Source organism: Planktothrix prolifica NIVA-CYA 540 (assembly GCF_963864145.1).
GTDB lineage: Bacteria > Cyanobacteriota > Cyanobacteriia > Cyanobacteriales > Microcoleaceae > Planktothrix > Planktothrix agardhii.
This window is the reverse complement of record NZ_CAWLTW010000001.1, coordinates 4,705,931-4,719,266: the sequence shown is the minus strand read 5'-3', so window position 1 is coordinate 4,719,266 and position 13,336 is coordinate 4,705,931. Positions and strand designations below refer to the sequence as shown.

The window sequence follows — 13,336 nt, the reverse complement described above, 5'->3', positions numbered from 1 at the left end:
AATAAAAATAGGATAAAATCATGAATTTAGAATTAAAACAAACTGACAATTTCCCGATATTAATTCAGGGTAAACTCGGATTAAATGTGATCCTGAATTTATCCTGTTGTAATCATCAGTCGGAAACCTTACTCATTCGTCCGATTTTAGAAGATGGGTTCACCGAGGAACAACAGGTAGTATCTTGTTATTATCAAGTTAATCCAGCCTATCTTTATTTATTATCAGGAAAAACGGCAAATCTGACTTTAACCTTCCAAATTCCCGAAACTATTCCTGATCATCCGGTGAAAATCGGGTTAAGATTTCCAGGGATAGAAGCAGAAGCGATTCCCATTCTAATTACCCTTGTATCTCCTCAACCTGATTCTGAAACTAACTCAATTCAGATTTCTCTGAATATCACCTTTCCTTTTTCTAGCCAGAATATTCAATCTCAGACTAATCTTTCCAGTCAAAAAAAAGGCGCAATTTGGGGATTAATTTCAGGGTTAAACGATTTAGATACAATTCCCTCTCGTTGGTTTATCGCTGAAATTCTAACGCTTTTAGCGATAATTGGAAATGATTATTCTCAGACTAAATTTGGAAATAAAATACTTCATAAACTTAAAAAAACAGATTTTTTTAAAGTAGGTATGCAGGCGTTTGATTCAGCTAATATTTCTCACTGGCTGATCACAAGTTTATCTACGATTCAAACTTATTTAGGTAAAAAATTAGGATTAGAAGTTTGGGAACAGTGGTTATATAGTTTGGAAAAAACTGATTTAGAAACCGAAAAAAAATCAGAAACTATTTTAATTTCTCCCCTGATATCTTCTGATGGGGTTTCTCAACAGAATATCCCAACAGAAGACTGGTTTTGTTATATTATTTTGGGTTTGAAACAGATTTCTCCCACTTTTTCTAATCAATTAGAAACTCTAATTTTTCCAGCTTCATCACAGCTTAACAATTCTTCTTTTGGGTCGAGGTTATTCAAGTTTATTCCCCCTAAAACTAACCCAGAAAACCAAGCTATTACCCTCGAAAAAATTATCACTTTAACCACAGGAATATCTAGTTTTGATACCTTACCTGCTCGCTGGTTTATTGTAGAAGTGCTTTTGATTTTAGCCGATCATGGAAATCAGTATTCAACCCAAAAACAGGGGATAGAATTATGTTCTAAACTACAACGGACTCGATTTTTTAAAAATGGGGTTATTGCTTTAGCTTCCGCACAATTTCCCCGGTGGTTAATTGTCAGCCATCAAGCAGCATCAGCCTTTCATACCGATACAGGAGAAAGCTTAGAAACCCAAGGATTACTCTATTTTTGGGAAAAATGGTTATGGAGTTTAAATTCTCAGCCCTTGCCAAATATTTTAAATTATCATACCCTAACGGAAAACCTAATTCAAAAAAATGGGATGAATGCTGAAAAATGGTTCGTTGATATTATTTTAGGACTGGCTTTAATTTCGCCTAGAATAGCAGCATTTGTCCATTCCATGGCCGAGACAGCACCAGCAATTTCCCTCGAACCCGTAATTGTTAAAACTCCATTAGAAGATATTCTCAATTCTAATCTATCTTTACAACGATGACTTTAGATCTTTCACTGATTAACCAGATTGAATCTTTACGGATTCCTTTAGATGATCCTGAATCTCCTTTAGATTGGAAAGATTGGTATCATTATATTCTGATTCATCCTAAAACCGGGATGCGAATTTTAGTGAATATTACTCTCATGGGTAGACCCCAACGGGGAGAAATTCAAGTCAGTTTAATTATTAATAGCCCCAATTTTTTATTACCGACTTCCCTACAAACAACGGATTTAATAGCGACCTTTGCTACGGCTGTTTCTATTCCTTGGAAATCTAATCAGGTCTGTTCTCAACCCTTAGAAATTCAAGCCAAAGGGGTACATTTACAAATTAATGGTGAACAATCTAAAATCCGAGTTTTTGACGAGCCATCGCAACTTTCTATTGATTTTAAAACTCAAGCCAAGGCTACTCCTTTATTAGTTACAGAAGATGCTCAATTTGGCAGTGGTTTTATCGGCTGGGGGTTAATTCCTGGGTTAGAAGTTTTAGGAGAATTATCCATTGGGGAAACCAAATTTAACTTAAATTCCGATTGGTTTTGTTATCACGATCGCAATTTTGGCCGATTCCGATGGGGAGAGGATATTGGTTGGGAATGGTTTGTGATTTTTGCCCAAACCGAAACTAAAATTCCCCTCACCCTAATCTTAGACTGGAGAACCAATAAAACCCATAGTCAAGGCGGTTTACCTTATATTTTTATCTATCAGAATCATCAGTTAAGGAAAATCTTTTTAGGGGAAACCTTACGCCTAAATTGGCATTGGTCAACTGTTCCCTATCAACCCTTACGTTTACCTGGAATTATGGCTTCTTTATTTAGCGATCGCTCCCTAAAAATGCCCCAAAGCTTGCAAATTGAAGCCCAAGATGAACAGGATCATTTGTTGTTAAATCTCAACTTTGATGCTACCCTAGAACTGATTGTCCCCGATAATCAATCCCGTCAATATACTTTTATTGAAGAACTCTCTGGAACTGTGGAAATGCACCTAAACCTTAACGAAACCCAATTAACAGCCCAAGGATTTGTTTATGCAGAATATGTGCAGTAAACTCCCAACACCGATTAACAAGACTTCAAATAGGTTTCAATAATATCAATAGCTTTGTGGTTTCCCTGTTCGGCCGCGATATAGTGGCTGACTTCAGTGACACGGGTAGCATAATTTGGATCACCTAATAACACTTTAAGTTCTGCTAAAACCGTAGACGCTTGATAAAGATTGCGGTCTAATATTCGTCCAACTCCCATTTTTACCACTCTCGCCGCATTGTCCGGTTGATCATAATTAAAAGGAACAATCAACATCGGATGCCCTGCGCGTAAGGCTTCTGCCGTTGTTCCCATCCCCCCATGATGGACAATTGCCGCCGCATGGGGAAAAATAGCCGCATGGGGCGCGTAGTCAACAGCAATGATTCCTTCGGGTAAACCCAAAGCGTTTAATTGGTGTGCCGCCTTTCCCATCATCAAAATTGCCCGATATCCTAACTCTTGGGCGGCGATCATCCCCTCTTGATAAAAGTTGCCAGGAGCTAAAACAGCCGTTGACCCCAAGGTAAATACAATCGCAGGTGGCCCATTATCCAAAAAGGCCTGAAGTTCTGGGGATAACCCCGGCCCAGAATTGGGACGGTAAAAGGGAAAACCCGTAATCTGGGTTTGTGGGGGCCAATCTGGTTTGGCCGTGGCGAAGGTTGGGGAAAATAAACCTAATACCAGCGGCGCAAATTGTCCTTCAAACAAAGGATCAAGCCCGCCTTCTAACCCTAATTCTGCTTGTAATTGTTCCAAAGGAGCGCTCCTAAGTCGAGCATTCGAGCGCAATAGACGCATGAGTGAATCTCTAGCCACCACAGCCATTGCCTGTTGATGGCGAGATTGAGTGCTTTTTTCCTGGGCGGTATCATAGACTGAGATCAAAGCACTGGGAGATAAAATCGTAGAAACCCAGGGAATTGCTATTTTTTCAGCGACTAAAGATGCCACTAAAATTAAAGGATGGGTTAAGAGTAAATCTGCTCCTTGGCAGGCCTTAATTAAGTCACAATAACTGGTGCGTAAATAGGGCATTAATAAATAATTGATAATGTATTCTACGCCCCTTTGGGAGTCCATCATCATTGAAATAAATTCTGCCTCATTGGGATCTTGGGGTAAACCATTGGGTCTGAGGGGATGAAATTCTATTCCTGCTGTTTCTAGGGTTTGTTGATATTGTTCACAGCTGGCAATACTGGGAGAATATCCTCGACTTTGCAATTCCTGAGCCAACGCCATATAGGGATATAAATCCCCTAAAGATCCAAAGGTTGCTAAAACAATTCTCTTTCCAGAGCCGTTTGAAGTTTGATCTTTTAATCTACTGTCCATGGGATTGAATTTACAAATACCTGATTCCACATTATTAAATGTATCATGAGCTAATAAAATATTTTGCCTTGAATTAAGTTCTAAAACATAGTGACTTTTTTTAAGGTTGTTGCTCTTTTGGCAATTCTGATCAAATTCCTAGGGGAATTATCACGATTAACTGTGATTCGAGAAATTCGATATTTATTGGTATAGCGATTAATTCGTGTCATATTTCCATCATAGATATATCCGGTTAAATAATAGGGAGGTAAGGATTTTTCCACTCTCCGGTTAACTTTTCCAAAGGGATAAGCAAAATGAGCAGCCACCCATTTATTTTTATCTAAATCTTCCATACAGGTTCTTAGATCGAGTTTAGCTTGTTCGAGTTCAAATTTTAAATCTTTCCCTTTGATTAAGGTTAATTGTTTATGGGTTTGACCATGGGATTGAATATCATAATATCCGCGTTTATAGCCATCCCGTAGTTCTGCACAACTCACATGGGGTAAAAAATCCTTTAACCTCACTCCCATTAAGCCTGGATTTACAAACCAGACAATTTTGATTTTTTTGTTGTATTCTTTTTCTAAGTCTTTTAAAATCGGTAAAACATTCTCGTGAACACCATAATAACCATCGTCAAAGCTAATCATTATAGGTTTTTGCCCGATTTTTTCTGAAGGAATGGGCTGGGATTTTTCAATAAAATAGATAAATAAATCTTGAGTTGTTAAAAACCAATAGTTATTTTTAGCTAAATAATTAAGAAAAGTATAGAAATCTTTTTTTAAATAATCATTCTCAAATTGGGTTCTTCTTTCAGGACTTTGATCAATATTAGATTCGTCAATAATATCATGTAATCCAAAAATGGGGATTCTGATACTGGCGGTTCTGTAGGTAGCTCCCAGGGCGGGAATACTTAACAAAATCACACAAAGTAAGCCAATTAGGAAACTAAGCAAAATCCGATTTTTTTTTGCCATTTTTGTTGTATAATACAGAGAGTAAAACCACAAAGACACAAAGACACGAACAAAGATAAAGAGAATAATTTTAATTTTAACTGAATCCGATTTCTGTCCCCTTTCCGGCATGAACCAGGGCTAATTTTTCATAGCGTTTGGCGTGTTCAATTAAATCTGACGCAGCTTCTGGGGACACATCCCGCAGACGTTTGGCGGGAACACCCACAACTAGGGAAAACGGCGGCACATCTTTGGTTACAACCGAACCCGCCCCAATGATACTTCCGGTTCCCACCCGTACCCCGTCTAATATAACGGCTCCAATCCCAATTAAACTTCCCCGTTCGATATGGGCCGAATGAATCACCGCCCGATGACCCACAGTAACACAATCTTCTAAAAGGGTAACTTTCCCCGGATCACCGTGCAGAATCGCACCATCCTGTATATTAGTTTTGGCACCAATAATAATTCGTTCCACATCCCCCCGAACCACCGCCCCATACCAAATACTCGCCCCCGCCCCAATTTCTACAAACCCCATAACAACTGCATTGGGGGCAACAAAAGCAGCCTGGGAAATATCGACATCGGGCCAGTAAGGTTGATCATTCTGTGGAGATGGATGAGACATGGGTATTAGATTCCTTCAAAAACGAACAAGCCAGAATTAACAAGAAAGGTTAAAATTCCTATAGCTATAATACAAGCCTTGGTCTAACACCATTTAATAATGAATTCTGCCTTGCAGTACCCAATTTTTGGCCCTGAAATTAATTGTCCCCATTGCCGTCAGCCTATTCCCGCCCTGACGCTAACGGATACCTATTTGTGTTCCCGTCATGGGGCTTTTGAGTCTGACCCAAATACAGGGGAGTTGGTTCACTTGCAATCGGGCCGTCATTGGCGACGATGGCAAGACGAATGGTATCGACAACATACCCATCCCGACGGGATTCGGTTTGAAATCCATGAAGCCCTAGACCGACTATACACCCAGGGCTATCGGGCAACCCGTGTAATTATTGCTAAACGCTATCAGGATTTAATTAGTAGCTATTTAGAAGGGAACACTCCCTGGTGCAATCCTACAGAGGGAAACGAACCAAAATTGTATGGTTTACCTGTGGAATTTAGTCCCGATATTGGGGATGAACCCCGTTGGAATGTGATTAATTTTGATTTGGAAAAAGAACAGGGCGCTCCTGTACGTTATCCCTATTTTCGATTATTTGAGTAGGGGGAAATTTTATGCACCATATATCAATTCGTACCGCTAATATTCATCGCGCGATCGCATTTTATGAAATCCTAGGATTTACGGTTTGTGAACGCTTTACAACTGGATATACTTTAGCCTGTTGGATGGAAGGTTTAAATGGCAGGATTGAATTAATTGAAATTCCCCAACCCCAACCCGCCCCCGATGCTTTTGGCGATGAACATTATGTCGGTTACTATCATATTTCTTTTGATTTAACTAATCAGGTTTCTGATCTAGTTAGTTGGTTAAATCATCTCAAAAATCAGTTTGATCAAGCTATTATCAAACAGCCTAATTTATTGCAACCCCTCAATATTTTATTAGAACCGATTCAACAAATGATCGGAGATCAGGTTTATGAAGTCATGTTTATTGCCGATTCAGATGGTTTACCCTTGGAATTTATTCGGATTTTGTAGGAATTACGAATTACGAATTACGAATTACGAATTACGAATGGGTAAGGGACTGACTCAAATCGACTGAATAATTTAAGTTAAAACCTAGTTTTCCTTGTGCAAATGAGTCAGCTTAACGGTATATTGATATTTCGTTGATTTAGTTTAAGGAGATTAAAATGCAATCCAAAACCATTCAGTTATTTCTCGCCGTTGGTTTAGCTACTACTTTAGGGGCTTGTGGTGCAGCAGATCAAGGAGGAGAAGGTGCAAAACCAGAGGAAACCACTGCACCCACTCCCGCAGTCACATCTAGTCCAACCACCGCACCCACTCCCACAACTACATCTAGTCCGTCTTCATCTTCAGATGATGACAAAAAAAAGGATAAGGATAACGAAGGAGGCGAAGGGGGCGAAGGCTAAAACGCTTTCCCAGTAGAGATATTCCCAAGAATGTCTCTACAGTTATAGCAGTAGCCATAACTATATTTAACCCACATCCCCCCATTACCCTGTTACTGAGCGAAGTCGAAGTATTACCCATTCGTAATTCGTAATTCGTAATTCGTAATTATCCATTCCCCGGCGGAAATTTCCCCTCACGAACTTCGGTACAAAACTCCTGCACAGCCTGGGTAATAGTTTGTTGTAAATTAGCATAGGTTTTAGCAAAGGGGGGTTGCCACGCAGATAACCCTAAAATATCAGAAGTCACTAAAACCTGGCCATCGCAACCGCCCCCCGCCCCGATACCAATGGTTGGAATGCCTAATTTTTGGGTGATATTTTGGGCCAAATCCGAGGGAATATGTTCTAAGACAATACTGAAGGCTCCAGCTTGCTCTAAAGCGATCGCCTCTGCAATAATTCGTTCAGCCTGATCCAATGTTTTGCCCTGTTTGCGATATCCGCCAAATTGATGCACCGATTGTGGGGTTAATCCCACATGACCCATCACCGGAATTCCCACTTGGACTAACTGACCAACGGTTTCCGCCATCGCTGGATATCCGCCCTCAAGTTTCACCCCTTGAGCACCCGTTTCCTTGAGAATTCGTCCGGCGGAATGAATCGCTTGTTGGGGACTTTCTTGATAAGTTAAAAAGGGTAAATCAACTACTAATAACGCCTGTTTTACCCCCCGTCGTACTGCCTTGGCATGATGAATAATTTCATCTAAAGTTAGGGGTAAAGTGGTATCGTAGCCTAACCCAACCATCGCCAGAGAATCCCCGACTAAAACAATATCAATTCCGGCTTGATCAATCAATTGAGCGATCGCATATTCATAAGCTGTTAATACCGTAATCCGTCGCCCTTGATGTTTCCATTGACTTAATTGTTGCGTTGTAACTGGCATTTACTAATTTTAGATAATTTCATAAGGATTGAATAGTTGACAATCTGGATTTACAATTAAACAAGATTTGATGTTCTTCATATTTCACCCCGTTAAATTTACCACATCTTCTACCCGATAACGCCCAGACCATATCAGTAATCAGCCCTTGGAGGGAGAAGTTTTGCCCACAACCATCGCTGTAAAAAAACCTATAGGGGGAATTATCATGAAAATTTTATTAGTAGAAGATGATCCACTCACCCGCACCACCTTATCGGAAATTTTACTCGCTCATCAATACACCGTAAATACTGCCACCGATGGACTAACAACCTTAGAAATGGCTGGATCCTTTCTCTATGACTTAATTCTATTAGATATTGGCATTCCTAAGCTAGATGGAATCAGTGTTTGTAAACAGTTACGCAGCAAAGGATATCAAAATCCCATTCTACTCTTAACAGCCAGGGATAGCAGTACCGACCGGGTGATGGGATTAGATGCAGGAGCCGATGATTACGTCGTTAAACCCTTTGATATTAACGAATTAATGGCAAGAGTCCGGGCTTTATTACGCCGAGGAAAATCCGTTTCTACGGCGGTCATGACCTGGGAAAATCTGAGTTTTGATCCGATTAATAACGAGGTAAAATCTGGAGAGAGATTAATACATCTGACCTCAAAAGAATACTGTTTACTGGAATTATTTTTACTCAATCCTAAGCGAATTTTTAGCCGGAGGGCAATTTTAGATCGCCTATGGGATTTTGCCGAATCTCCAGGGGAAGAAACTGTCAGTACCCATATTAAATGTTTACGACAAAAACTCAAAGCTGCTGGCAGTGCAAACCCGATTGAAACGGTACATGGTTTGGGCTATCGTTTACGATCGCCAGTTAGCCCATCCGCCTCCGATGCTACCGAGTCCCAAACTGCAACCAACTCTAGTAACTCTCGACAAGAAATCGCCCAGATTACCTCTAGGATTTGGGAAAATTTTAAGGACAAGGTGAAAGTCCAAATTGAGATTTTAGAACAAGTCGCCCCAGCCTTACTCCAAAGAAAGCTGACTCCCGAACTCCATCAACAAGCCAGAAACGAAGCCCATAAATTAGCGGGATCTCTAGGGATTTTTGGTCTGCGGGAAGGTTCACAAGTGGCCAGAGAACTGGAATGTTTACTGGAATTGCCCAAAATAGAGGTTAATCAAGCTCAGTTAATTTCGGATTTAGTCGTTAGCCTGAGTCTTGAAGCCAGTCGCGAAACCCTATTAACGCCCCTGTCTTCCGAACCTGTAGCCTATTCCCCCTTAATTTTAATTGTCGATGATGACTTAATGCTGGCGGAAAGAATTAGGATAGAAGCGATCGCCTGGGGATTAAGAATTGAAATGGCGACGGATCTCTCGGTTGCCCGTAAAATGATTGCTCAAAACCCTCCTAATATTATTCTACTGGATTTGACCTTTCCCAGTGTCTCTACCGAAGATGGTATCACCCTGCTCAAAGAACTCAGGCCTATGATTCCTCAAATTCCAGTTATTACTTTAACCGGAAGGCAAAGTTTAAGCGATCGGGTCACTGTCGCCAGTTTGGGAGTTAAGAGGTTTTTACAAAAGCCTTTACCTGCTTATGAAATCCTGAAAGCGATCACCGAGGTCTTATCCCAGTCTCGGTCAGTCCAAGGGAATCGGGTTTTGATTGTGGATGATGATCCTACGCTTTTGATCTCTGTTTCTAGCTTGTTAGAAGCCAAGGGATTAAGTGTAAATACTCTACAAAACTCAGAACAATTTTGGGATGTGTTACTCGATTGTCGTCCCGATCTATTAATTTTGGATTGGGAAATATCGGGTTTCACTGGCTTAGATCTCTGTCAAGCGGTGCGAACTGATCAACGGTGGTGTCATCTCCCGATCATCTTTTTTTCTGTTTTTACGTCGCCTGCAACCCGTTGAGTGAAATTTAGTGAAAATCAGGGATCAGAAATAGTTCACGCCTTTGAATTGTCACCCCAAACCTGATACATGATATGATCAAAGATCCTTGCTTCTAAATTCAGAAGCCCCGTTGTCCACAAGGAGAATAACAGCATGAAGCCTTTTGTTTACGAAACAACGTATATTTTGCGCCCCGACCTCAACGATGAGCAGGTGGGTCAGTCTATCGGCAAATACGAAACCCTCCTCAAAGACCAAGGCGGACATAATATCCAAATCCAAAATCGGGGTAAACGACGTCTAGCCTACGATATTGACAAGCATCGGGAAGGAGTTTATGTCCAGATGAATTATGAAGGCCCTGGAGCCCAAATCGCTGTTTTAGAAAAAGCCATGCGAATTAGCGATGAGGTTATTCGTTATCTAACGATTAAGGAAGAAGTAACGATAGAGCCGACCGAAGCCACGGAAGCAGAACCCGAATCTCAAGAAGTTGAATAAATTGGGCAAACAGGGGGAAGGATAGAAGCAAATTCTACTCTTGACCCCTGTTATTGTTGTACCCGGTTTTCTTAGCTATTGCCGATTGGGAACAACAGAGATATTTTAGAGACACATATACAAAATAAATTTATAGGAGCCGTTAGTCACCGTGAGCCAACTCAAAAGTCAAACGCCACAGGAGTTACAAGCTGAAGTTACTCGTTTGAACGAGGAGCTACAAATGCGGGAACAGTTGATTCAGCAGTTATCTCAGGAACTATTCCGTTTGGTCAAAGGAGATGCTAACTTATTACCCAGCCCAGAGGTTTCTGAGCGTCATCAAGCTCAAATGGTAGCCTTGCGAGAACAACTTCAAGAGATGGAGCAGCAAGTTAAGTTTTATCAAGGACAAATAGCCGAACGAGATACGGAAGCCTATCAACTCAGACAGTCAGTTGAGGAGTTAACAGACCGTTCTCGAATGTTGGAACAGGTCGTCCAAGAGTTACCCGGAGTCTATCGTCAAAAGTTCTCAGAACGTCTAACCGAAGTAATGGAAAAAGTTGAATTACTTCAACGGGAAAATAAACAACTTAATGCAGAATTACAAAGTGTCAGCTATCGTTTAGCTCAGAAAAGTCGCCGTCCCAGTGGCTTGGATTTACCGAGTTTTCAGGGTCGGGGTTCGGGTTCGGTTGAGATTCCAACTTTGGGTAATGCTTGATTATTGATAGCTTAAAAATTATCCCCTATTATAGCGGGGAACACCGGAACAGCCCCCCCAAACCCCCCGTGCACGGCAGGGCTAGGGGGGGAGGGAACATGGGGAAAATACTTAACTGTCTGGGTTCCAAGATCCGTCTTTATCCTAAATGCCTTGGCGGTTGCTATAAAATTTAAGGGGCTATTCTTGATCAAGAATAGCCCCTTAATTGTTTTTCAGTCATATCAGTTGAAAGCATCAAAGTTGCACCCGAATTCACCTAATCTTAATTCAAGTATCAACCTCCGTTCTGATGGATTAAGATTGACGTTTGCTCAGTCGGCTACCACCGAGTAAAGTTAAACCAACCAAAGCTAAACCAGCAAGACTACCGGGTTCGGGAACAGAAACTCCACCAGCGAGAGAAACACCATCATTACCACATTCTAGGAACAGACTAGCCATATAGTTATATTTGCCATCGGCGAGCCCTAAATCGGCTTTATTAAGGCTAAAACCAAGGGTTTGTGTTCCACTAGCACCGAAGAATCCAAAGTTAAGTCCTTGACCCGTTAAGGAGGCAGCGGACAGACTTTGAATACCACCTAATTTCTTCGCACCGGAGTCAATCACATTCAGGATTGTTCCTTCACCAAAATAATTGTAAGCAGCAGCTTTTGTAGCAATGTCAGTACCTTGGGTATCGGCGCTATCAAATCCATGATCGTAATACTGTTTTAAGCTACTGTAGCCGGAATTATCAAGTGTAACGTTGGCACCTTTGACGTTCCCATATAAACCTGTGGTGGCAACTTTGGAGTCATTTGTTCCCGCAAAACGAACTCCTAATAAGCTTTTTTGATTACTAGCGGTTGTGAAGTTTTTGCCCGTAAAGTTTAAGAATAAATCTCCCCAACCAATATTTCCATCGGCTGCTCCGCCGTAACTCACACCCGTCAGAGGCATTCCACCTGTGAGGGCAACAAAAATGCTATTGCTGGTTTCTTTAATTGCAATTCCTCTGATATTAAAGGCTTCACCGCCAGAGCCATCGTTAAAGGAATCAATTCCATAATTCCATCCATTGTGGAGTTGTCCAGCCATCGCCGGAAGACCGCTCACGGATATTAAGGAAAGACTGGCTAATGTCGTTCCGATTAATTTTTTCAGTGTTGAAGTTTTCATAAGTTTACTCCTGGGTGGTTCGGGTTTAATCTTTTTCCTTTCGATAAATACACTATAGTGGATGGGTGTTAAAGATATGATGTTGAAAACGCCTTAATTTGTAAAGTATTTGTAAAGGGGCTTAAAGCCTGATTGTATAGGTATTTTTAATTTTAGTAACCTACTTGAAATATATAAAACCCAGCAAAAATTATGAATCTGGTTGAACTATTTATTTATCCGATTAAATCCTGTGGCAAAATAGCCCTGAACCAAGGGGAAGTAACCCTTAAAGGGTTAGACTGGGATCGGGAATTTATGTGGGTTGATGAATCCGGTCAGTTTGTTACCCAGAGAACTCATCCTCAATTAGCAAAAATTCAAGTTCAACAGTCAGGGGAATTAATAGAATTATCCGTTGAGGATCGGGAAATTAAACCTTTTCAATTGCAACCTATATTAATAGGAACTTCCAAAACTGTACAGGTTTGGAGAGATGAAACTATTGCAATTGATCAAGGGGATGAGGTTGCTGATTGGTTGAAAAATGCTTTAAAAATAGATAATCAATTCCAGTTTCGGTTAGTGCGACAATCTCCTAATTTTATTCGATCTGTTGATCCGAATTATGCTGTTAATATTAATAATCAGGTAAGTTTTGCCGACGGTTATCCTTGTTTATTAACTAATACTGCTTCCTTAGCTGAATTAAACCGAAAACTATCAGAAATCTATCCAATATCATCACAAGAAGTTCCGATGAATAGATTTAGACCTAATCTTGTGATTGATACAGATCAACCTTTTATTGAAGATCAATGGAAAGTGATATTAATTGGAGAGGTTTATTTTGATTTAGTCAAACCTTGTAGCCGTTGTATTGTAACAACAACAGATCAAAATATTGGGGAACGTAATCCATTAAAAGAACCTTTAAAAACCCTAGCTACCTTTCGACAACAACCAGGTGGGATTATGTTTGGTATGAATATTATTCCTAGGAATACCGGGACAATTCATGTCGGAGATATTGTTGAGGTCGTGGAAACCTATTAAAGCGTTCTATAGCACTACGCATTACAGTTAGGACATTTGTAAATTCTGAAACCA

The 13,336-nt window shown here is 40.5% G+C and carries 14 protein-coding genes; 9 read left to right on the top strand and 5 right to left on the bottom strand.

Annotated elements, in window-relative coordinates; all coding sequences use genetic code 11:
• Window positions 1-20: 20 nt before the first annotated feature.
• A complete protein-coding gene (locus AC559H_RS20925) occupies window positions 21-1,592 on the top strand; it encodes a hypothetical protein (RefSeq protein ID WP_026795050.1) in 1,572 nt (523 codons plus the stop codon).
• Window positions 1,589-2,656, top strand: coding sequence for a hypothetical protein (locus AC559H_RS20920; RefSeq protein WP_026795051.1), 1,068 nt, complete (start codon window positions 1,589-1,591; stop codon window positions 2,654-2,656). Before AC559H_RS20925 ends, AC559H_RS20920 begins: the two co-directional genes overlap by 4 nt.
• Window positions 2,657-2,670: 14 nt before the next feature.
• Here the strand turns inward: AC559H_RS20920 and AC559H_RS20915 are convergent, their stop codons facing one another.
• The 3 genes from AC559H_RS20915 to AC559H_RS20905 form a co-directional block, all read right to left on the bottom strand.
• On the bottom strand, window positions 2,671-3,978 hold the full coding sequence (locus AC559H_RS20915) for a glycosyltransferase (protein ID WP_051319460.1): 1,308 nt from the start codon (window positions 3,976-3,978) through the stop codon (window positions 2,671-2,673).
• An 80-nt stretch (window positions 3,979-4,058) separates the two neighbouring features.
• A complete protein-coding gene (locus AC559H_RS20910; protein ID WP_042155124.1) occupies window positions 4,059-4,949 on the bottom strand; it encodes a polysaccharide deacetylase family protein in 891 nt (296 codons plus the stop codon).
• Window positions 4,950-5,025: 76 nt separating this feature from the next.
• On the bottom strand, window positions 5,026-5,565 hold the full coding sequence (locus tag AC559H_RS20905; RefSeq protein WP_026795054.1) for a gamma carbonic anhydrase family protein: 540 nt from the start codon (window positions 5,563-5,565) through the stop codon (window positions 5,026-5,028).
• A 99-nt stretch (window positions 5,566-5,664) separates the two neighbouring features.
• On the opposite strand from AC559H_RS20905, the gene AC559H_RS20900 reads away from it, so the two are divergent.
• The 3 genes from AC559H_RS20900 (at window position 5,665) to AC559H_RS20890 (ending at window position 7,018) form a co-directional block, all read left to right on the top strand.
• Window positions 5,665-6,171, top strand: coding sequence for a TIGR02652 family protein (locus tag AC559H_RS20900; RefSeq protein WP_026788261.1), 507 nt, complete (start codon window positions 5,665-5,667; stop codon window positions 6,169-6,171).
• An 11-nt stretch (window positions 6,172-6,182) separates the two neighbouring features.
• On the top strand, window positions 6,183-6,614 hold the full coding sequence (locus AC559H_RS20895; protein ID WP_026796788.1) for a VOC family protein: 432 nt from the start codon (window positions 6,183-6,185) through the stop codon (window positions 6,612-6,614).
• A gap of 158 nt (window positions 6,615-6,772) precedes the next feature.
• On the top strand, window positions 6,773-7,018 hold the full coding sequence (locus AC559H_RS20890; RefSeq protein WP_026788263.1) for a hypothetical protein: 246 nt from the start codon (window positions 6,773-6,775) through the stop codon (window positions 7,016-7,018).
• A 148-nt stretch (window positions 7,019-7,166) separates the two neighbouring features.
• On the opposite strand, the gene panB is transcribed toward AC559H_RS20890, so the two are convergent.
• On the bottom strand, window positions 7,167-7,955 hold the full coding sequence (gene panB, locus AC559H_RS20885; protein ID WP_026796789.1) for a 3-methyl-2-oxobutanoate hydroxymethyltransferase: 789 nt from the start codon (window positions 7,953-7,955) through the stop codon (window positions 7,167-7,169).
• A gap of 208 nt (window positions 7,956-8,163) precedes the next feature.
• Between panB and AC559H_RS20880 the strand changes: the two genes are divergently transcribed.
• The 3 genes from AC559H_RS20880 (at window position 8,164) to AC559H_RS20870 (ending at window position 11,083) form a co-directional block, all read left to right on the top strand.
• Window positions 8,164-9,894, top strand: a complete 1,731-nt coding sequence (locus AC559H_RS20880) for a response regulator (RefSeq protein WP_052338596.1) — start codon at window positions 8,164-8,166, stop codon at window positions 9,892-9,894.
• Between the two features lie 135 nt (window positions 9,895-10,029).
• On the top strand, window positions 10,030-10,377 hold the full coding sequence (gene rpsF, locus AC559H_RS20875; protein WP_026796790.1) for a 30S ribosomal protein S6: 348 nt from the start codon (window positions 10,030-10,032) through the stop codon (window positions 10,375-10,377).
• 151 nt (window positions 10,378-10,528) lie between these two features.
• Entirely contained in the window at window positions 10,529-11,083 is a 555-nt protein-coding gene (locus AC559H_RS20870; RefSeq protein WP_026798587.1) for an Npun_F5560 family protein, read from the top strand.
• Between the two features lie 297 nt (window positions 11,084-11,380).
• Here the strand turns inward: AC559H_RS20870 and AC559H_RS20865 are convergent, their stop codons facing one another.
• On the bottom strand, window positions 11,381-12,247 hold the full coding sequence (locus tag AC559H_RS20865) for an XDD3 family exosortase-dependent surface protein (protein ID WP_026798586.1): 867 nt from the start codon (window positions 12,245-12,247) through the stop codon (window positions 11,381-11,383).
• 192 nt (window positions 12,248-12,439) lie between these two features.
• Between AC559H_RS20865 and AC559H_RS20860 the strand changes: the two genes are divergently transcribed.
• On the top strand, window positions 12,440-13,282 hold the full coding sequence (locus AC559H_RS20860) for an MOSC domain-containing protein (protein ID WP_026798585.1): 843 nt from the start codon (window positions 12,440-12,442) through the stop codon (window positions 13,280-13,282).
• The last annotated feature ends 54 nt before the right edge of the window (window positions 13,283-13,336 follow it).